We start from the raw sequence: 20,559 nt of genomic DNA on the forward strand, positions 1-20,559 counted from the left end.
GCAGTCCGTTTCTTTTTTCACTCAATTCCTCCGCGGCCTTTAATCACAGGCAGATACGCCCCGAACCAATCCGGAGATAAAGCATCCGGTTGCGGAGACCAGAATCCTCTGACATTGTCGCTTTCTCCGACATCAACTGATATCAGAATCTTCTTGGGTTTGTTATGAAAAGGATAACTTTAGCTAAGTGAAAATAGCTATTATTTTGTGATGATGATTATTTAATTTAGTTTGGTATCAGTTTGTTATAGACTCTAATTGAAATATTAAAGTAACGTTATTTTATATATTATGTTGGTTTTAAATTAATCATTATAAAAAATAATAATTAAATATTGTTACGGGAATAATAACATTATTGAAATAAAGATGAGAGCATCAAAAAATATGCCGCATTTTCAGCGGCGTATTATTAACATAATATATTCATATTAAGTGTTATTAATCTTCTCACACAACACTTCTGCGGCCTGTAACAGGCGGGGCGTGCCACGCTGGAACCAGTCGGCATTTATTGTGATGATTGGCACATCCAGTTGCGGAGACCAGAAACGCCGGACATTTCCGACTTCCCGTTCATCACCGGATATCAGGATAACCTCCGGTTTGCGGGTCAGTACCTGCTCCCTGTTAACCTGCGGCCAGGGCACCGGGCTATCAGCGAAGATATTTTTGCCACGGCACAGGGAAACCACTTCACTTTGTAATGTCGTGCCGGAGGCGGTAAAAATCGGGTTCTGACCAAACTGGAGAAAAATCGGTTTTTCCGGTTTGTTGTGATAGCGGGCTTTCAGTGATTCAACCCCCCGGCGCATATCCCCGGCGGCTTTTTCAGCCAGTGCCGGTTGCGTGCTGTATGGTGCCAGGCGTTCAAGGTCGTTGGCGATATCATCCAGATTTTTCGGGTCGAAATACTCAATCTTTATGCCCAGATGCTCCAGCTGACTCAGCGGACGCTGTGGGTTACCGCCTCGCCAGGCCATAATGAGATCAGGCCTGAGGGCGATGATGCGCTCAAGATTAAGTCCCTGCCAGTTGGATACCTGCTCAATATCTTTTGCCTGCGGCGGGTAATCAGCATTGGCGCTGACGCCGACCAGGTTTTCACCCATGCCTGCGGCATATGCCATTTCAGCCAGAGAGGGTGACAGTGCAATCACCCTCTGTGCGGCAGCCTGCGGCCCGCAGGCTGCGAGCAGCAACAGCGGAAAGCACAGACGACGGACAAAACCGGAAACCGGGATCATCTCAGCGTATCAATATTGGCTAGGATCTCTGTCACCATCAGGGAGGACTGCTTTGCTGCCAGGGGCAGGAACTCATCAAAACTGAGATGAGACGCTTTATCCGCCACATCAGAGATTGCGCGCACAACCACAAACGGCACATTGTACTGATAGCAGACATGACCAATCGCGGTGGATTCCATCTCAACGGCAACCACGGACGGGAAGTTTGCGCGGATGCGTGCCAGCGGCTCTGCGCCGTTAATAAAGGCATCACCGCTGCAAATCAGACCACGGACGGCATTCAGCCCTGTTGTCTTAATGCATTTCTCTGTCAGCGCGATAAGACCGGCATCAGCAATAAATGCCGGCGGGCATTGTGCCATCTGACCCGGTTCATAACCGAATGCGGTGACATCCGCATCGTGATAACGCACTTCAGTGGAGATGACAATATCGCCGACATTCAGATGCGTTGCCAGACCGCCCGCAGAGCCGGTATTAATGACCACATCCGGTTTGCACAGTTCCAGCAGCAACGTTGTGCCGATAGCGGCCGCCACTTTACCAATACCGGATTTGAGCAGCGCCACGTCTGTGCCGTTAATCTGTCCGGTATAGATTTCACAACCGCCGTGACTGAGGGTTTGCATGTTGGTAATCTGATCACGCAGCAGGGTTACTTCCTGCTCCATCGCACCTATGATACCGACTTTCATTATGTCATACTCCCTGAATAGAAATTGAACTACAGAATAACGAATCAGCAACAGTTTATCACTGAATCCCGGCGGAATGTGTCTTTTCCCGTCCGTCAGAATGTCACGCCGCGGGCTGAATAAAAAGACGGAGGCAATGTGCCGGTAATTGATTTTAAAAAGAAGCTGAATTTTCATCGCCAGTTCGGACCGCAATCTGAAAAATGTGCTGAAGAACATATTGTTAATCAGGCATTTGAAAGTGATCGCGGGCGTATTATCAATTCTGCCGCTATCCGCCGGCTGCAACAAAAAACCCAGGTATTTCCGCTTGAACGCAACTCCGCTGTCCGCAGCCGCCTGACGCATTCGCTTGAAGTTCAGCAGGTGGGGCGTTATATCGCCAAAACGATCCTCAGTCAGTTAAAGCAGGCGGGAAAGCTTGCGGAATATGGTCTGGACGAGCGCCCTGATGCCTTTGAGAGTGTCATCGAAATGGCCTGCCTGATGCATGACATCGGCAATCCGCCGTTCGGGCACTTTGGCGAGGCGGCTATCCAGAAATGGTTCAGTACGCTTCTGGGTGAACCGCACAGTGAAAATGAAGCAGAGGATCAGTGTCAGATTGCGGTACTGAAACTGACCGGAGATCCGCAGGCAGATGAACTGCGGCGCATATTGCGCCGGGATTTGTGTCAGTTTGAGGGCAATGCGCAGGGGATCAGAATGGCGCATCATCTGCTGAAACTCAACCTGACCTTTGCCCAGCTCGGCAGTGTGCTGAAATATACCCGGCCTGCGTATCAGCAGTCGCCGGTGCCTGATGAATTCAGCTATCTGACAAAAAAACCGGGTTATTACTGGTCTGAAAACGCCCTGATCATGCGGCTGCGTGAGGAACTGCAGCTCGGTGAATTCTGCCGTTTTCCGCTCTGTTATATTATGGAAGCGGCAGATGATATCTCTTATTGCATTGCGGATCTGGACGATGCCGTTGAAAAAGGCATTCTGACGCCGGACTCTCTGGTTGATTATCTGCGCCTGGAGTGGCGGGCGCTGGAAGGGGAGCCTGATTCAGCGCTGTTCAGCGAAACCGTGGAGCGTGCATATAACTCGCTTGCGCGTGACCATCACCGCAGCGCTCAGGATCAGTTTTTTATGTATTTGCGGGTGTATATCACCAATAAACTGGTGCCCTGTACGGCGCAGCGGTTTATTGATAATCTCCCGGCGCTGTTTGACGGCACTTATAATCAGGCGCTGCTGGAAGATAAAAGTGAAGAACACCGTTTGTTGAAAACCCTGAAACGGGTCGCATTTAAGTATGTGTTTACGCATCACGAAGTGGAAGAACTGGAATTACAGGGATTTAAAATTATTAATGGTCTTCTGGATTTTTACCGGCCGCTGTTAATGATGTCCGGTCCGGACTTTGCGGAACTCGTCCGTGAAAACTTTCATAAACACTATTTTATTGAAACCCGGCTGTTGCATAAACTGTCCCGCAAACAGAGGGCCGCATACAGTGAAGCCGTGGAAGCGCTGGCAGATAAACCGGAAGATGAGAAAAATATATCGGAATTTTATTACCGCGCCCGGCTGATTCAGGATTATATCAGCGGAATGACCGACCATTATGCTTATGAAGAATACCGGCGCTTTTCAGTTTGTCAGTAACCTGCTGATTAATGACAGCAGATCCGCACAAGTGACATAACAATTCCGGTTCATTATTTCCGGAATTGTTGCTACGATTAATCAGCAGGTGTTGCTGAAATAGACTTACTGTATTCAGTACGGAATAGCTGTCATCTGGTAAAATAATATACTCGTCATACTTCAGAATTATTTAGAGTATACCAGCATGAATTGCTGTTGAAATGTTAATTAATATAAAACTATTAGTTATTATTTGCACATCAACAATAAGAGAATTAACCGGGATTACATCGCTTATGCAAAAAGAGTATCGGGTCGGGATTGAATTTGAATATTGGCTGACACAGTACCGGGATAAACGTGCCGCGGGTATTAAATCCTTTGACAATATTACCTTATCAGAACTGGCACCGGCGCTGGATAACCGCCCGGGGCTGGATGATGAATCTCTGCATAAAGGAGACGCAGGTATTAAGGCCGGTTACTGGTATGTTGAAGGCGATGAGCGTTTTTCAATGGCAGGAAAGCTTACCGCGCAGGTGATTAAAGGCATTGAAATCCGCACGCCGCCTGCGACATCTGTTACTGATGCGCTGACTGCATTACAGACTATCGAGGCGCAACTGAGTGAGCGCCTGCGTCTCTGCGGGCTGGGATTGGCGATCAGCGCTTATCACCCGGTGTCACCGCGCTATCAGTTTATCCCGCCACTTAATGACTGGGAAAAGGCATTCCGTGAAGAACATTCCGCCTTCCATCATGCGGATTTGGTGATGCAGACCTGCGGACCGGACATTAATATTTCTGTACCGGAAATGAGTGATGCCCGTGTTGTACAGGCGGTTGAAAAACTAACCTTTTTTGCACCTTATCTGGTCGCGTTATCCCTGAACGGCCCGGTGGAAAACGGACAATTGTGGGGCGGATTATCACGACGGACAGCGCTGCGCAGTTGTCATCGCCCGTCATGCAAAGGATTTCTGACAAACGCGGCGGTGTATCCGCATGACTTTATTTATCCTGCGCGAAATGAGAATGAGCACGGGCGAATTGAATTCAAAGCATTTGATGCTGTACCGGACCCGGTGTTGCTGGGCGCATTTTGCGCGTGGATACTGGGGCTGGTGCTGGATGATACCATTTCGTTTAACTATGGCGTACAGCCCGATGCCCTGTTTAAAGCTATTGCCCGTGAGCCGTTTGCGGATCTGACGGTCGCGACGGTTGTCGAAACATTACTGAATGCAGCAAAGCGGGCGCTGGAGCAGCACGGTCTGCTGAATGAAGCGCAGCGCCTGGTATTACTCAGTGAGCGCCTGTCAACTAAAATGACCCCGGCTAATGAGGCGATTACCCGTTTTCTTACCAACGGGGAGTTAATGCATTTTGGCGGGCTGTGGCCGGATTCAGTAAAATAAACCCGTCGTCATATATACCCAACGTCATTCAAGGTGCAGGCAGGCGGCAAGGGAAAACAGACGGGGAGCATAGATAAACTATGTGACCCGGCTGGTTGAGTGCAGCCAACGAACCTGCAATTTGAATGAATAAGGGTATAAGTACACACTTTAAAACCCATAAAAATAGTCGTTATTTTTTTAATAACGGCTTTTTTTATGATAAAAAACAGAACGGGTAAGTTCACGTAAATTTATTATTAATCGGGCGCTAATATTGTGTATTATTTAATTTATCATTATTGTATCTGGCGTTATAAATAATAAAATTAAAAACATAGACTTATATAGATAAATATCGTTTATGCTTTTAACAAATAATGCTAAGGCGCTATCCAGCCTTATGATATGATTTATGTGATCCGTAGAGTGTGATGCAGCCGAATAATCCATTGGTCAATGCGTCACTTTATGGGAAAATCACCGACCTCACAGACTAAGTTTTTATCACTATGGCGCAATTTTATTCTCAGCCCCGTCAGACCCCGCGGCAGTCACGGACTGTTACGGTAACTGCTGACTCTCTCGATGCCCAAGGGCAGGGTATTGCCCGCCTACAGGGAAAGACTGTTTTTATCCCGGATTTGATGCCGGAAGAATCCGCGCAGGTCAGACTGACTGACGAAAAACGTCATTACGCCAAAGGTGTGGTGGTTAAACGTCTGTCGGATAACCCGGCACGCCGTAAGCCGCTGTGCCGCTATGCCGCTCAGTGCGGCGGCTGTCAGCAGCAGCATATTCCTGTTGCCATGCAGCGCGATACTAAAGCCACGTACCTCGGTTATCTGCTTACCCGCGAAACCGGAACTGAATGCGGACCGGTCACTGTGCTTTCCGGTGATGAGTACGGCTACCGCCGCCGTGCGCGGCTGGCGCTGATGTATTCCCCGAAAACACAGCAACTGACTATGGGCTTTCGTCAGGCGCAGAGCAAATCGCTGGTGGCGGTGAAACACTGCCCGGTGCTGGTACCGCGTCTGGATGCGTTATTATCACCGCTGAGTACCTGTCTGTCGTCCCTGTCAGCTGCACCGAAACTGGGTCATGCGGAACTTGTGGATACGCAGGACGGGCCACTGCTGGTGTTGCGTCATCTGGCGCCTCTGAGTGAGGCGGACATGTCCGTCCTGACAGCATTCTGCGGGACTCACAATGTGGCTCTGTATTTACAGGGCAGTCACGATGAGCCACCTGTTGCCGTTTGTGCGCAGCATACTGCATATTATTCGGTGGCCGGGTTAAAATTGCAGTTCAGCCCGCAGGATTTTATCCAGGTAAACGGTGAACTGAATGAGATAATGGTGGCTCAGGCACTGAACTGGTTGGAGCTGACAAAATACGATCGCGTGTTAGATCTCTTCTGTGGCATGGGCAACTTTACCTTGCCGGTTGCACAACGCGCCGGAGAAGTTGTGGGTGTTGAGGGCGTGGAAGCGCTGGTCCGCACAGCACAGGAGAATGCGCGTTGTAATAATCTGGCGAACGCCACATTTTATCACGCCGATTTATCGCAGGATATGACCCGGGAGCCGTGGGCGGCTCGCGGGTTCAGTAAAATTTTATTAGATCCGGCACGGGCCGGTGCGGCAGAGATGATGCCGCATATTGTTGCGCTTTGCCCTGAGCGTATTGTTTATGTTTCCTGCAATCCCACCACACTTGCGCGGGATAGTCAGGTTCTGCATGATGCCGGGTATTACCGGAATGCTGTCTGTATGCTGGACATGTTTCCGCAAACCGGCCATTTGGAGTCGATGGTGCTGTTCACAAAGACACCACCGGTCAGTCAGTAGGGAGAATTTATGGTTGCGGTAAGAAGTGCGCATTTAACACCCGCCGGTGAATTTGATCCGGTTCACTGGATTAACAGTCTCGGGCTGCATGGTCCTGCAACGGGTGAGAAACTGGAAGAAGTCTGGCATTACTGTCATCAGCAGGTTGATGGACATCAGGATGCGGCGCTGTTGTTGGGGCGCGGTATTGAGATGGTGGAAATTTTAACCACCCTCAGTATGGATTTGGACAGTTTACGCGCAGCTTTGCTTTTTCCGCTGGCTGAGGCGGGCATCCTCGATGAGGAAAAGATAGGTGAGGTCTTTGGCCCTGCTATCTGGCTGCTGGTCAAAGGTGTGATGGACATGGATGCTATCCGTCAGCTGAAAGCGACCCATAACGACGAAACCAGCTCTGTGCAGGTGGATAATATCCGCCGTATGCTGCTGTCGATGGTGGAAGATTTCCGCTGCGTGGTCATCAAGCTGGCTGAGCGCATCGCCCATCTGCGGGAAGTAAAAGACGCCTGTGAAGATGAGCGCATCCTGGCGGCCAAAGAGTGTTTTAATATTTATGCACCGCTGGCAAACCGCCTCGGGATCGGGCAACTGAAATGGGAGCTGGAAGATTATTGTTTCCGCTACCTGCATTCCGATGATTATAAACGCATTGCCAGCCTGCTGCATGAGCGGCGTCTTGATCGCGAAGAGTATATTGACAATTTTGTCACCTCTTTGCGTAACGACATGAAAAAAGAAGATATTCAGGCTGAAATTTACGGGCGCCCGAAACATATTTACAGTATCTGGCGCAAGATGCAGAAAAAAGCACTCACGTTTGATGAGCTGTTTGATGTCCGCGCGGTGCGGATTGTTGTCGAGCGTCTTCAGGATTGCTATGCGGCACTGGGGATCGTCCACACGCATTTCCGCCATCTGCCGGATGAATTTGATGACTATGTGGCGAACCCGAAACCAAATGGTTATCAGTCAATTCATACCGTTGTATTAGGTCCGCAGGGCAAAACCCTGGAAATCCAGATTCGCACCCGTCAGATGCATGAAGATGCAGAACTGGGGGTTGCTGCGCACTGGAAATACAAAGAAGGTACGGCAACGGCTGGTAAAACAGGTAGTTACGAGAACCGGATTGCCTGGCTGCGCAAACTTATTGCGTGGCAGGAAGAAATGTCGGATTCCGGCGAAATGCTGGATGAAGTGCGCAGCCAGGTCTTTGATGATCGGGTTTACGTATTTACACCTAAAGGTGATGTGGTGGATTTACCGGCCGGCTCCACGCCGCTGGATTTTGCCTACCATATCCACAGTGATGTGGGTCACCGGTGTATCGGGGCAAAAATCGGCGGGCGCATTGTGCCGTTCAGCTACCTGTTACAGATGGGCGATCAGATTGAAGTGATCACACAGAAACAGCCGAACCCGAGCCGTGACTGGCTGAATCCGAACCTGGGCTATGTGACCACCAGCCGCGGACGCGCCAAGATCCACAACTGGTTCCGCAAACAGGATCGCGATAAAAATATTATTGCCGGACGTCAGATGCTGGATAATGAACTGGCGGCGCAGGATCTCAGTCTGAAAGAAGCTGAAAAACTGCTGATCGCCCGTTATAACGTTCATTCTATTGATGAAGTCCTCGCCGGTATTGGCGTGGGTGATATCAGAATTAATCAGTTATCTAACTTCCTGCAAAGCAAACTGAATAAGCCGACAGCAGAAGAAGCCGATCGCGAAGCACTGAAAACACTGGAAAAAGCCCCGCCGGCGAAACCGGCTCCGGCGCATCAGAACAGTGGTCGTATTGTGGTCGAAGGTGTCGGTAATCTGATGCATCATATTGCACGCTGCTGCCAGCCAATACCCGGAGATAATATTACCGGGTTTATCACCAAAGGGCGCGGGATCTCCATCCACCGCGCAGACTGTGAGCAGTTGCTGGAGTTACAGGAACAGGCACCGGAACGGCTGGTGGAAGCGGTCTGGAGTGCGAGCTACTCCAGTGGTTACTCACTGGTTGTGCGCGTGGTGGCGAATGACCGCAGCGGTCTGTTGCGGGATATCACCACCATCCTTGCCAATGAAAAAGTCAATGTGCTGGGTGTGCGCAGTCACAGTGATGTAAAACAGCAGATAGCAACCATTGATATGGATGTGGAAATTTACAACATCCAGACGCTCAGCCGCGTGCTGGTAAAACTGAGTCAGTTGCCGGATGTGATTGAGGCAAAACGCCATACACAGTGATCCCACAGAGGCTGTTTACTTATCGTATTCAGCCTCTGTGCTTTTTACTGACAACAAATCTTCAGAAATAAAGTCTTCAGGAATAAATTCTATGTCTGCACCAATTGAGCGTCTGCTGACCATCATGACACAACTGCGTGACCCGCAAAGCGGCTGTCCGTGGGATAAAGCGCAAACCTATGAAACTATCGCGCCCTATACTCTGGAAGAGACCTATGAGGTACTGGATGCGATTGCACGTGCTGATTTTGATGACCTCAAAGGCGAATTGGGTGATTTACTGTTCCAGGTGGTATTTTACGCGCAGATAGCACAGGAAGAAGGGCGTTTTGATTTCAGTGATATTGTGAATGCGGTCAGTGACAAATTAACCCGCCGCCACCCGCATATTTTTGCTAAAGAGCAGGGGATCAGTGCGGACGCCGCGATTTCCGGCTGGGAGCAGCGAAAAAGCAAAGAGCGGGCAGAAAAAGCACAATATTCATTGCTGGATGATATCCCCGTCAATCTGCCCGCACTGATGCGGGCGTATAAAATCCAGAAGCGCTGCGCGACAGCCGGGTTTGACTGGGACACACTGGCGCCGGTGCTCGGAAAAGTTTATGAAGAGCTGGACGAGGTGATGGAAGAAGTGAATCAGCCGCAGGTCAGTGACGAGCGGGTGGCGGAAGAGCTGGGTGACCTGCTGTTTGCTGTGGTGAACTTTTCCCGCCATCTGGGACACAAGCCGGAGATGGTGTTGCACAAGGCGTGCCGTAAGTTTGAAGCCCGTTTCCGTCAGGTGGAAACGCAGATTGCAGGGCAGGGGCTGACGATGGAATCGGCAACGCTTGCAGATATGGAGAAAAGTTGGCAGGATGTTAAATCCCGTGAGGATTTAGCTTAATGCTTTCAGCTAATGATTTACCAAGAGAATGAAAAGTTTTTTATTTTATGTAACCAATTGATTTTTTAGTGATAAAAGCCGGTTTTAATAGGGCGGAAGGTAACAGATAACCTAAATGAGGCGACGAGATTATTTGTCGGCAAAATAAGGTTAGGGTATACTATTTTCCCGTCCGGTTATCTCCATCATCTATTACACCTAAACTTTCAGGTTCAGCATGAAAACTAATTATATTTTTGTGACCGGCGGGGTCGTATCCTCTCTGGGTAAAGGCATTGCCGCAGCCTCTTTAGCGGCTATACTCGAAGCCCGTGGACTCAATGTCACCATGATGAAACTGGATCCGTACATCAACGTCGATCCGGGAACAATGAGCCCGACCCAACACGGGGAAGTCTTCGTCACCAATGACGGCGCTGAAACTGACCTCGACTTAGGTCACTATGAGCGCTTCATCCGCACTAAAATGACCCGGGGTAATAACTTTACGACCGGGCGTGTTTACTCCGAAGTTTTGCGTAAAGAGCGCCGTGGCGACTACTTGGGCGCGACTATTCAGGTTATTCCTCACATCACCAATGAAATCAAAGAACGCATCATCCGTGGTGGTGAAGGTCATGATGTCGTGCTGGTGGAAATCGGCGGAACCGTCGGTGATATCGAATCACTGCCATTCCTGGAAGCTATCCGTCAGATGGCGGCACAAGTCGGCCGTGAGCACACGTTATACATGCATCTGACATTAGTGCCGTATCTGGCCGCTGCCGGCGAAGTAAAAACCAAGCCGACCCAGCATTCTGTAAAAGAATTATTATCTATCGGAATTCAGCCGGATGTGCTGATTTGCCGCTCTGACAGAGTGATCCCTGCTAACGAAAGAGCAAAAATCGCCCTTTTCTGTAATGTTCCTGAAAAGGCAGTGATCAGTCTGAAAGACGTCGATTCCATTTATAAAATCCCCGGCCTCTTGAAATCCCAGGGATTAGATGATTATATCTGTAAACGATTCAGCATCAATGCGCCTGAGGCAGATCTCTCCGAATGGGAGCAGGTGATTTACGAAGAAGCCAATCCGTCAGGTGAAGTGACCATCGGAATGGTCGGTAAATATGTTGAATTGCCGGATGCCTATAAATCTGTGATCGAAGCGCTGAAACACGGTGGACTGAAAAACCGTGTCACGGTTAACATCAAACTGATCGATTCTCAGGATGTGGAAACCCGCGGCGTTGAAGTATTACAGGGACTGGATGCAATCCTGGTGCCGGGCGGATTCGGTTCCCGTGGTGTGGAAGGCAAGATAATGACTGCCCGCTATGCCCGCGAGAACAAAATTCCGTATCTGGGCATTTGCCTGGGTATGCAGGTGGCGTTAATCGATATCGCCCGCAACCTGGCTAATATGGAAGGTGCAAACTCCACAGAGTTTGATGTGGATTGTAAATATCCGGTCATTGCGCTTATCACTGAATGGCGCGATGAAGAAGGCAATCTTGAAGTCCGCAGCGAAGAGAGTGATCTCGGTGGTACGATGCGTGTCGGCGGTCAGTTATGCCATCTGACGAACAATACACTGGTTCGTCAGCTGTATGGAAAAGATGCGATTACTGAACGTCACCGCCATCGCTATGAAGTGAACAATATGTTGCTGAAGCGTCTTGAAGATGCAGGTTTGTTGGTTGCAGGCCGTTCAGTTGACAATAAACTGGTGGAAATTATTGAGAACCCTAATCATCCGTGGTTTGTGGCTTGTCAGTTCCACCCGGAGTTCACATCAACCCCGCGTGATGGTCATCCGCTGTTTGCAGGTTTTGTCAAAGCGGCCTCTGATAACCAGAAAGGTCTGCTGAAATAAGATATGAGATAAGTGACCGGCGATAAGCTCCGGTTACTTATCAAAAATTTAACGTGTACTGAGGAAAACCTAATGTCCAAAATCATTAAAGTGATCGGCCGTGAAATCATCGATTCCCGTGGTAACCCGACTGTAGAAGCCGAAGTCCATCTGGAAGGCGGTTTTGTTGGTATGGCTGCTGCTCCGTCAGGTGCATCTACCGGTTCCCGTGAAGCACTGGAACTGCGCGATGGTGATAAGTCACGTTTCCTGGGTAAAGGGGTTCTGAAAGCGGTTTCCGCAGTTAATGGTCCGATTGCACAAGCGCTGTTGGGTCAGGATGCAAAAGATCAGGCCAAAGTTGACCAGGTAATGATTGACCTGGATGGTACTGAAAATAAATCCAACTTCGGTGCAAACGCGATTCTGGCTGTATCTCTGGCAAATGCCAAAGCCGCAGCGGCATCAAAAGGTTTACCTCTGTACGCACACATCGCAGAACTGAACGGCACCCCGGGCAAATATTCTATGCCGCTGCCGATGATGAATATCATCAATGGTGGTGAGCATGCAGATAACAACGTTGATATCCAGGAATTCATGATCCAGCCTGTTGGCGCGCCTTCTTTTAAAGAAGCGGTCCGCATGGGTTCTGAAATTTTCCATCACCTGGCGAAAGTGCTGAAAGCGAAAGGTATGAATACCGCAGTGGGTGATGAAGGTGGTTATGCACCAAACCTGGGTTCAAACGCAGAAGCACTGTCTGACATCAAAGACGCGGTTAAAGCAGCCGGTTATGAGCTGGGTAAAGATGTTACCCTGGCGATGGACTGTGCGGCTTCTGAGTTCTACAACAAAGAAACCGGGATGTATGAACTGAAAGGCGAAGGCCGTACCTTTACCTCTGCTGAATTTACTCATTACCTGGAAGATCTGACCAAAGAGTATCCGATTGTCTCTATTGAAGATGGTCTGGATGAATCTGACTGGGATGGTTTCGCGTATCAGACTAAAGTCATGGGCGATAAAATTCAGCTGGTCGGTGATGATCTATTCGTAACCAACACCAAGATCCTGAAAGAAGGTATCGAAAAAGGTGTTGTTAACTCCATTTTGATTAAATTCAACCAGATCGGTTCACTGACTGAAACGCTGGCTGCAATTAAAATGGCAAAAGATGCCGGTTACACTGCGGTAATCTCTCATCGTTCAGGTGAAACTGAAGATGCCACCATTGCTGACTTAGCTGTCGGTACAGCAGCAGGCCAGATCAAAACCGGTTCAATGAGCCGCTCTGACCGTGTTGCAAAATACAACCAACTGATCCGTATTGAAGAAGCGCTGGGTGAACGTGCACCGTTTAACGGCCGCAAAGAAATCAAAGGTCAGTAATTTATCAGCTGAATTTATTTTATGAATTCAGCAGGTGATTGTTAAAAAGGTGTGCCCGAAAGGCACGCCTTTTTTGTTTCTTTGTTGTTCCCGCTCCGATGTTGTCTTATGCATATCCCCTTTGTATTCATCCGTTTTCTCAATGAATAAAACTGGTCATTTATCCAACTATCACAAGTTTTTTTACTTGTTCTGTAGTCGCAGATCTCAAAACCGACGATTTGTGATGTCTTTTATCATTAATAGTTTTTATATTTCACATGAAGAGAAATTGTTTAACATTTTTAGCATTCACGCAAAATAACCGGTTGCTAAATTCTATACCCAACGTCATTCAAGATGCAGGCAGGCGGCAAGGGAAGATAGATGGGGAGTATACATCAGTATGTGACCCGGCTGGCTTCATGTCGCCAACGAACCTGCAGTTTGAATGAATAAGGGTATACAGTAATCGGTTTCGTGAATGCTTTTATATCAAACTGAGGGAATTATCATGGACGCTTCAGAAACACTCACCCAATCCACCGGGATGAGTTCTTTTAATAAAAAAGGACTTATCATCGTGGCTCTGGATATCGTGCTGCTGGTGCTGCTGCTCAACTATCTGCCATATAGCGATAAAGAAAACGCGGGTCTGGCTTTAATGGCCTTTGTCGCTATCTTATGGCTGACAGAAGCAATACATGTCACGCTGACGGCGCTGCTTATCCCTATTCTGGCGGTCTTTCTCGGATTGCTGGGAACAGGAAAAGCGCTGCAATCGTTCGCCAGCCCGACAATTTTCCTGTTTTTCGGCGGGTTTGCGCTGGCAACCGCGCTGCATATTCAGGGGTTAGACCGCCTGATTGCAAACCGCCTGCTGGTGATCGCCAAAGGGCGTTTATGGGCCGCCGTTATTTTACTGTTTAGTGTTACTGCGGCTCTTTCCATGTGGATCAGTAATACCGCAACCGCAGCGATGATGTTACCGCTGGTACTCGGCATTCTGAGTAACCTGGATATCCGCAATGACCGCAATACTTTTGTGTTTGTGCTGCTTGGCGTGGCTTACAGTGCCAGTATCGGGGGACTCGGGACAATGGTCGGCAGCCCGCCGAATATCATTGCTGCAAATCAGCTGAATATGGATTTCTTTACCTGGATGAAATACGGTATTCCGATGGTATTGATTCTGATGCCCATCATGTTCGGTATTATGTACCTGATGTTACGCCCTAAGCTGGGTGCGCATTTTGATATTGAAGTTGAACAGGTTAAGTGGACACCAAAGCGCTTACTGACCCTCGGTATTTTTGGTCTGACCGTTATCTGCTGGATAACAAGTGTTCCGCTGAGTGAGTTGTTCGGTAATCTTAAAGATTTTGACACCATTATTGCCCTGAGCGCAGCGACATTGATTGGTATCACCGGTGTGGCGAGTTGGTCACAAATTCAGAACAACACCGAGTGGGGGGTTCTGTTCCTGTTCGGCGGTGGTCTGACACTGAGTATGATCCTGAAAGATTCAGGTGCCAGTGAAGTGATGGCAGACTGGATGAAAACCACATTTGGTAACAGCAGCTGGCTGGTAATTATCATCGCGGTGACAACATTTATTATTGTACTGACTGAGTTTACCAGTAATACCGCGAGTGCCGCCCTGCTGGTACCTATTTTTGCCGGTGTGGCTGACGGACTGGGAATGCCGGTTATGGCGCTGACAATGATTATTGGTATCGGTGCATCCTGTGCCTTTATGTTGCCGGTGGCAACGCCGCCGAACGCGATCGTCTTTGGTACCGGGTTTATCAAACAGTCAGAAATGGTGCGGGTCGGGGCAGTACTGAATGTCGCCTGTATCATTGTGATTTCAGCATTTGCCTGGTTGTTCTGGGTGTAGCTGAAACTGAAACAGCAGTAATCATCAGATGTCAGAACTAAAAACCGCCGCTGAACTGTCAGCGGCGGTTTTGTTTTTACAGGGTAAATAGATTGCGCTTAACTCAGCTGCGTTTCCCGGCTACATAAACAGTTAATTCAACACCCGGATGCAAATCTTTCATTTTCACTTTACTGTTCCAGGACATCAGTTCTTTCAGGCTGACACCATGACGTTGCGCAATACCGTAGTAAGAATCACCCTGGCGCACTTTGTACTTAGCCAGATGCATGGCATTTTTGGTTGCCGCTTTTGATGGTTTAACCACTGGGCTGCCTTTTACCTGTAATGTCCTGCCCGGTTTGATAGCACTGGTGGTTTTCAGTCCGTTCAGTTTTGTCAGTTCAGTGACCGTCATTTTATGACGGGAGGCTATCGCATAGAGTGAATCACCGCTCTTCACTTTGTATTCGCTTGCTTTTACGCGACCTGCCGGCGTACTTAACTGATTGCTGCGCTGGTTATTTTTGGCAACCGCCATGCGGATATCACTTAATACCGCATCATCAGACAGCGCACTCATCAGCTGATCAACTTTTGTTTTTGGCAGCATCAGATAGTGCGGGCCTGCCGGTGAAGTCACACCACGTTTCAGACTCGGGTTATAATCTTTCAGCTTTGCGACCGGCATATCCAGTAGTTGTGCTGCCATATCGAGCGAGATTTGCTGCCCGATATTGACCCGTGCCAGGGCGCGTTCTGAATTCGGAGCCGGTAAATTGACTCCATTACGATCACTGTTGCGGATAACATTGCTCAGCGCAAAAATACGCGGCACATAATCCATGGTTTCTTTCGGTAATGACAGTGACCAGTAATCGGTCGGCTTGCCCGCCGCGGCATTGGCTTCCATTGCGCGCAGAACACGACCTTCTCCGCTGTTATAAGCGGCAAGAGTCAGCGCCCAGTCTCCGCCGAACATACCGTTGAGGCGCTCCAGAAGATCCAGCGCGGCTCTGGTTGATGCGGCAACATCCCGACGGTCATCGACCCACTGGTTCTGGTCCAGCCCGTTTGCTTTACCGGTACTCGGGATAATCTGCCACAAGCCGGCGGCCTGTGCTGATGAGGTGGCATGCGGGTTAAAAGCACTCTCCACTATGGGCAGCAGAACAAGCTCCATCGGCATATTCCGTTCATCGATTTTACCGATGATCCAGTACATGTAAGGTTCTGCGCGGAGTGTCACATCGTGGAGATAGCTCTTTTTAGACAGGTAGGACAATTCTTCAGCACGGACACGGTCATTGTCCGGGATGTTCATTGTCATTTCATCACGGATATAACCCCAGATATCTTCGTCCGGATTAACGGATGACGTTTTTGCCATTTCCATCTGCTGAGCAGACAGTAAAAAACCGTTACCCGAAGGTTGATAAGATTTCTGAGCTGTTTTGGGTGGTGTACTCTGACACCCCGCTAACAAAATAGCAGCGGCAAGAAGGGTGGCTTTAATTTTCATGTTGGCGGAGTCAGTACCATTATATTTAGTCTTTGAGTTCAGCAATCATACGGGGGTTGCTCCGCCCTGACAACGTCTTCGGCTAAAATTTATCCTTTTTTACACGTATTGCGGCAAAAGTCTGCTCAGGCGTCATAGTATGTTTACCTGCGGATAAATTATGTTGCAGATCAAGATCATCACAGTTAAGAAAAACATTAATTTTCTTTTCTGTTTCCAGTGTGACAGGCACAGTAGCGTCATTATTCTGACGTAATTGTGCAACATGAGTCTGATATGCCTGAATTATATCATTTTCGGGCCAGATCGCGCGGGCAAAGGCGATATTGGATTGTGTATATTCATGCGCGCAGCATATCAGGGTTTCATCCGGCAAAGAGGCGAGGCGGGTAACCGAGTGATACATCTGTGCCGCGGTTCCTTCAAAAATGCGCCCGCAGCCGCCGGAGAAAAGGGTATCGCCGCAAAACAGATAGGGTGCGCAATAATAAGCCAGATGGCCAAGCGTGTGTCCCGGAACCGCGATAACCTGAAAAATAAATTCGCCGCAGGTGATAATGTCATTGTCTTTTACGCAATGATTAGCCCCTTTATCCTGTGTTTCTTCCGGGCCGTATACCGGTAAATCCGGATAGTGTGATAAAAGATCCGCCACTCCTCCTGTATGGTCAGCGTGGTGGTGGGTCAGCAGGATTGCAGCGGGCGTTAATCCGTGCTTTTGCAGTGCTGTCAGGACGGGGGCGCTCACGCCGGGATCGACAATTACGCAGGTGTGCGCATTATCGCGTAATAGCCAAATGTAGTTATCCGACAAAGCGGAAATTCTGATAAGCTCCATACATACCTCACCTTTAATTGGGTATAACTCAAGGATAACGCCATGTTTTCTGCGCGAGCGACAAATAAACTGACGATGCCCGGCTCATGGTGCGATATTCCCCGTGGACGTCAGTTCCGCCAGTCACTGGAGGCACAGTTAGCGCCCTGGTGGCCAAAAATGTTTGGTTTTCATCTGATAAAAATCGGGGCTTTGAGCTGTGAAATTGACAGCAGCGATTGCATGATCCCGCATCAGGTGAATGTTGCACCACAGGGTAACACCTTACAGGTATTCGGGGAGGCGGCGCAATTACCGTTTCTGGATAAATCAGTGGATGTCTGTGTGCTGGCGAACAATCTGGGTTACAGCAGTGATCCGCACTGGCTCCTGCGGGAGGCCGACCGTGTTCTTATTGAGGATGGTTGGTTAATTCTCAGCGGATTCAATCCGTTAAGTCTGCTCGGATTGCGTAAACTGATCCCGCTATATTCCAATCAGCACCCGCAGTCCAGCCGGATGTTTTCACAATTCAGGATACTGGACTGGCTGAGTCTGCTTAATTATGAAGTTATGCATCACCGCCTGTTCACCCCGGTTCCCTGGTGTGATCCGGACAGTTTCGGTAACCGGCATGGTCGTCTTCTGGGCTGCATCAGTGTCATTGTCGCCCGCAAGCGCACCGTTCCGCTGACCTTTACACCACAGAAGAGGCGGATACTCAAACCGGGTCTTAATAATGTGGTGGCCGCAACCCGGCAGCAGACGCCGCCGGATTGTCTGAAGCGCCGCTGATTAAAGCGGCTGCGCTATTATGTTGCGGGCTGATAGCCGGCATCTTCCTGTGTCGGGGACTCAGCTGCCGCGCGGGCAAGATCATCACAGCGCTCATTCTCAGGATGACCTGCATGACCTTTGACCCACTGCCAGTCAATCGTGTGACCGGCAATCGCCTTATCAAGGCGCTGCCATAAATCAACATTCACGACCGGTGATTTATCCGCTTTGCGCCAGCCGCGTCGTTTCCAGTTATGGATCCATTGTGTGATCCCCTGGCGCACATACTGGCTGTCGGTGGTCAGAACAATATCGCAGGGGCGTGTGAGGCTTTCCAGCGCAACAATAGCCGCCAGTAACTCCATTCGGTTATTGGTGGTAAGGAAAAAACCGCCGCTGAGGGGTTTTTCACGGCCTTTATAGCGCAGTAGTGCGCCGTATCCGCCGGGCCCCGGGTTACCGAGGCAGGAGCCGTCGGTGAAAATTTCTACCTTGTCACTCATCTCTGGTAGACTCATCCTTTGATCGATTGGCAATTACCTGAGTCTGACATAAAACAGCATTATGAGCACTGATATTACACGAAAAATTGTTCTCGATACCGAAACAACCGGTATGAATAAACTGGGTGCCCCCTCTGAAGGGCACAATATAATTGAAATCGGTGCGGTTGAGGTGATCAACCGTCGCCTGACCGGTCGTAACTTTCATCTGTATATCAAGCCGGACAGACTGGTTGATCCGGAAGCATTCGGCGTCCACGGGATCAGTGATGAATTCCTGATGGATAAACCGGTTTTTGCTGATATTGCCGATGAATTTATTGAATTTATCCGTGGTGCAGAGCTGGTTATTCATAATGCGCCCTTCGATATCGGCTTTATGGACTCTGAATTCCGTAAACTGAACCGGGGTATTCCGCCGACAGCTGAATTTTGTACCATCACGGACAGCTTAACGCTCGCCAGGAAACTGTTCCCCGGCAAGCGTAATAATCTTGATGCGTTATGTGACCGCTATCAGATAGATAACGCCAAGCGCCTGCTGCACGGCGCATTGCTCGATGCCGAAATTTTGTCAGATGTCTATCTGGCAATGACCGGCGGACAGACATCACTGGCATTTCTGTCCGAAGGTGAGAACGCGGGTCAGAAAAATGAGCAGGTTATTCAGCGTATTACCCGTCCTCAGACAGGTCTGCGGGTGGTATACGCCACGGATGAAGAAATTATGGCTCATGAGGGACGCCTTGATTTGGTTGAGAAAAAAGGGGCGAATCTGTGTATCTGGCGCAAACCTGCTGACGATGAAGAAACGTCAGCTGATAAGGCCGGGTAATTGAGAGTAATCGAGAGAAATTCGGGTCGTTAATAGCAAAAGGCGGATATATGGAATGTCGCAGTGGTTGCGGGGCTTGCTGTATCGCGCCTTCAATTTCATCACCCATTCCGGGTATGCCGGACGGAAAGCCCGCCAATACCCGATGTGTACAATTATCAGTTAATAACGCATGTCTTATCTTTGGTCTGGCGTTACGTCCGCAGGTTTGTATCAGTCTCAATCCTGCACAGGAAATGTGTTTATCGACCCGTGCAGAAGCAATGACGTATTTGCTGGATCTCGAAAAGAGCACGTTACCGTAAGCGCTGATGGCATTTTTTTATACTGCTATCTGTTGTATCCACACAAAATTACATGTTCAGGTGAAAAACTGTGCAACTGCATGGTTTTGCGTAAATTAACATTGACGAACGACACCCGGCATCGTATTATCCGCGACGTTCCCGAAAGGAACAATCCGGAGCGGTAGTTCAGTTGGTTAGAATACCTGCCTGTCACGCAGGGGGTCGCGGGTTCGAGTCCCGTCCGTTCCGCCAAATATGAAAGCCCTGACAGCAATGTCAGGGCTTTTCTGTTTTTATCACCCCGGAGTACCATCCTTCCTGTTATTGTTCCGTTCTGTTCCCGCCGTACAACCGCACAGAAAGCGGTATTTCTGCTTGCTATTCGTTGGGGTAATCGGGTCTAATAGGTCACTTCCGCTGTTGCGCAATATCAGTAGCTAAAAGGATTTTGTCAGCAAAAATGCCGCGGGCGCGAAGTTTCATGACAAATTATTCACCCGCTGTATATTTTGCCTGACAAGCCTCGCCTGACGTCTTATCTTTTGCTTTTTTTAGCGCCGACGCTTTACCCTGACCGGTGAAAGGATTGCCATCCGAGCGCGGCACTGCGAAATAGCCTATACCCAACATCATTCAGGATGCAGGCAGGCGGCAAGGGAAAACAGACGGGGAGCATACATCAGTATGTGACCCGGCTGGCATCGTTCCGCCAACGAACCTGCAGTTTGAATGAATAAGGGTATGTATCTGCTTTTTATCCGAACCTGGAGT

At 49.1% G+C, this 20,559-nt stretch carries 16 protein-coding genes and 1 tRNA gene; 12 read left to right on the forward strand and 5 right to left on the reverse strand.

What is annotated here, in order from left to right; all coding sequences use genetic code 11:
- Positions 1–431: 431 nt before the first annotated feature.
- Positions 432–1,247, reverse strand: coding sequence for a vitamin B12 ABC transporter substrate-binding protein BtuF (gene btuF, locus ACMHKJ_RS04555; RefSeq protein WP_413492320.1), 816 nt, complete (start codon positions 1,245–1,247; stop codon positions 432–434).
- A complete protein-coding gene (gene mtnN / locus ACMHKJ_RS04560; protein ID WP_067368333.1) occupies positions 1,244–1,945 on the reverse strand; it encodes a 5'-methylthioadenosine/S-adenosylhomocysteine nucleosidase in 702 nt (233 codons plus the stop codon). The genes btuF and mtnN overlap by 4 nt, the downstream gene beginning before the upstream one ends.
- Positions 1,946–2,083: 138 nt before the next feature.
- Here mtnN and dgt point away from each other — a divergent pair, with 138 nt between their 5' ends.
- From dgt to ACMHKJ_RS04600, 8 genes are all read left to right on the forward strand, one after another.
- The gene (gene dgt / locus ACMHKJ_RS04565) at positions 2,084–3,601 is read left to right on the forward strand and encodes a dGTPase (RefSeq protein WP_413492321.1); all 1,518 of its coding nucleotides are present in this window, start codon (positions 2,084–2,086) and stop codon (positions 3,599–3,601) included.
- Positions 3,602–3,879: 278 nt separating this feature from the next.
- Positions 3,880–5,001 carry a glutamate-cysteine ligase family protein gene (locus ACMHKJ_RS04570; protein WP_413492322.1) on the forward strand — a complete coding sequence of 374 codons (1,122 nt, stop codon included), beginning with the start codon at positions 3,880–3,882 and terminating at the stop codon, positions 4,999–5,001.
- Positions 5,002–5,492: 491 nt separating this feature from the next.
- Positions 5,493–6,833, forward strand: a complete 1,341-nt coding sequence (rlmD, locus tag ACMHKJ_RS04575) for a 23S rRNA (uracil(1939)-C(5))-methyltransferase RlmD (RefSeq protein ID WP_413492323.1) — start codon at positions 5,493–5,495, stop codon at positions 6,831–6,833.
- 9 nt (positions 6,834–6,842) lie between these two features.
- Complete coding sequence (gene relA, locus ACMHKJ_RS04580) at positions 6,843–9,077, forward strand: GTP diphosphokinase (RefSeq protein ID WP_413492324.1); 2,235 nt, start codon at positions 6,843–6,845, stop codon at positions 9,075–9,077.
- 91 nt (positions 9,078–9,168) lie between these two features.
- Complete coding sequence (gene mazG / locus ACMHKJ_RS04585; protein WP_413492325.1) at positions 9,169–9,963, forward strand: nucleoside triphosphate pyrophosphohydrolase; 795 nt, start codon at positions 9,169–9,171, stop codon at positions 9,961–9,963.
- 217 nt (positions 9,964–10,180) lie between these two features.
- A complete protein-coding gene (gene pyrG / locus ACMHKJ_RS04590; protein ID WP_067367741.1) occupies positions 10,181–11,818 on the forward strand; it encodes a glutamine hydrolyzing CTP synthase in 1,638 nt (545 codons plus the stop codon).
- Positions 11,819–11,890: 72 nt separating this feature from the next.
- Positions 11,891–13,189 (forward strand): phosphopyruvate hydratase, encoded by a 1,299-nt coding sequence (gene eno, locus ACMHKJ_RS04595; RefSeq protein ID WP_413492327.1) that lies wholly within the window; start codon positions 11,891–11,893, stop codon positions 13,187–13,189.
- Positions 13,190–13,682: 493 nt separating this feature from the next.
- The gene (locus ACMHKJ_RS04600; RefSeq protein ID WP_413492328.1) at positions 13,683–15,068 is read left to right on the forward strand and encodes an SLC13 family permease; all 1,386 of its coding nucleotides are present in this window, start codon (positions 13,683–13,685) and stop codon (positions 15,066–15,068) included.
- Positions 15,069–15,171: 103 nt separating this feature from the next.
- Here the strand turns inward: ACMHKJ_RS04600 and mltD are convergent, their stop codons facing one another.
- Together mltD and gloB are read right to left on the reverse strand one after the other, a co-directional pair.
- Positions 15,172–16,569 (reverse strand): murein transglycosylase D, encoded by a 1,398-nt coding sequence (mltD, locus tag ACMHKJ_RS04605; RefSeq protein WP_413492329.1) that lies wholly within the window; start codon positions 16,567–16,569, stop codon positions 15,172–15,174.
- Positions 16,570–16,651: 82 nt separating this feature from the next.
- Positions 16,652–17,407, reverse strand: coding sequence for a hydroxyacylglutathione hydrolase (gloB, locus tag ACMHKJ_RS04610; RefSeq protein ID WP_413492330.1), 756 nt, complete (start codon positions 17,405–17,407; stop codon positions 16,652–16,654).
- 42 nt (positions 17,408–17,449) lie between these two features.
- Here gloB and ACMHKJ_RS04615 point away from each other — a divergent pair, with 42 nt between their 5' ends.
- A complete protein-coding gene (locus ACMHKJ_RS04615; RefSeq protein ID WP_413492331.1) occupies positions 17,450–18,181 on the forward strand; it encodes a class I SAM-dependent methyltransferase in 732 nt (243 codons plus the stop codon).
- A gap of 17 nt (positions 18,182–18,198) precedes the next feature.
- Here ACMHKJ_RS04615 and rnhA read toward each other — a convergent pair whose 3' ends face one another.
- Positions 18,199–18,666, reverse strand: coding sequence for a ribonuclease HI (gene rnhA / locus ACMHKJ_RS04620; RefSeq protein WP_413492332.1), 468 nt, complete (start codon positions 18,664–18,666; stop codon positions 18,199–18,201).
- Positions 18,667–18,727: 61 nt separating this feature from the next.
- Between rnhA and dnaQ the strand changes: the two genes are divergently transcribed.
- The 3 genes from dnaQ to ACMHKJ_RS04635 all read left to right on the forward strand — a co-directional run bounded on the left by dnaQ (position 18,728) and on the right by ACMHKJ_RS04635 (position 20,040).
- Entirely contained in the window at positions 18,728–19,501 is a 774-nt protein-coding gene (dnaQ, locus tag ACMHKJ_RS04625; protein WP_413492333.1) for a DNA polymerase III subunit epsilon, read from the forward strand.
- A 50-nt stretch (positions 19,502–19,551) separates the two neighbouring features.
- Positions 19,552–19,806 carry a YkgJ family cysteine cluster protein gene (locus ACMHKJ_RS04630; protein WP_413492335.1) on the forward strand — a complete coding sequence of 85 codons (255 nt, stop codon included), beginning with the start codon at positions 19,552–19,554 and terminating at the stop codon, positions 19,804–19,806.
- Positions 19,807–19,963: 157 nt separating this feature from the next.
- A tRNA-Asp gene (locus ACMHKJ_RS04635) sits at positions 19,964–20,040 on the forward strand.
- Positions 20,041–20,559 lie beyond the last annotated feature (519 nt).

The organism is Morganella psychrotolerans, assembly GCF_965118875.1.
In the GTDB taxonomy this organism is placed as follows: domain Bacteria; phylum Pseudomonadota; class Gammaproteobacteria; order Enterobacterales; family Enterobacteriaceae; genus Morganella; species Morganella psychrotolerans_C.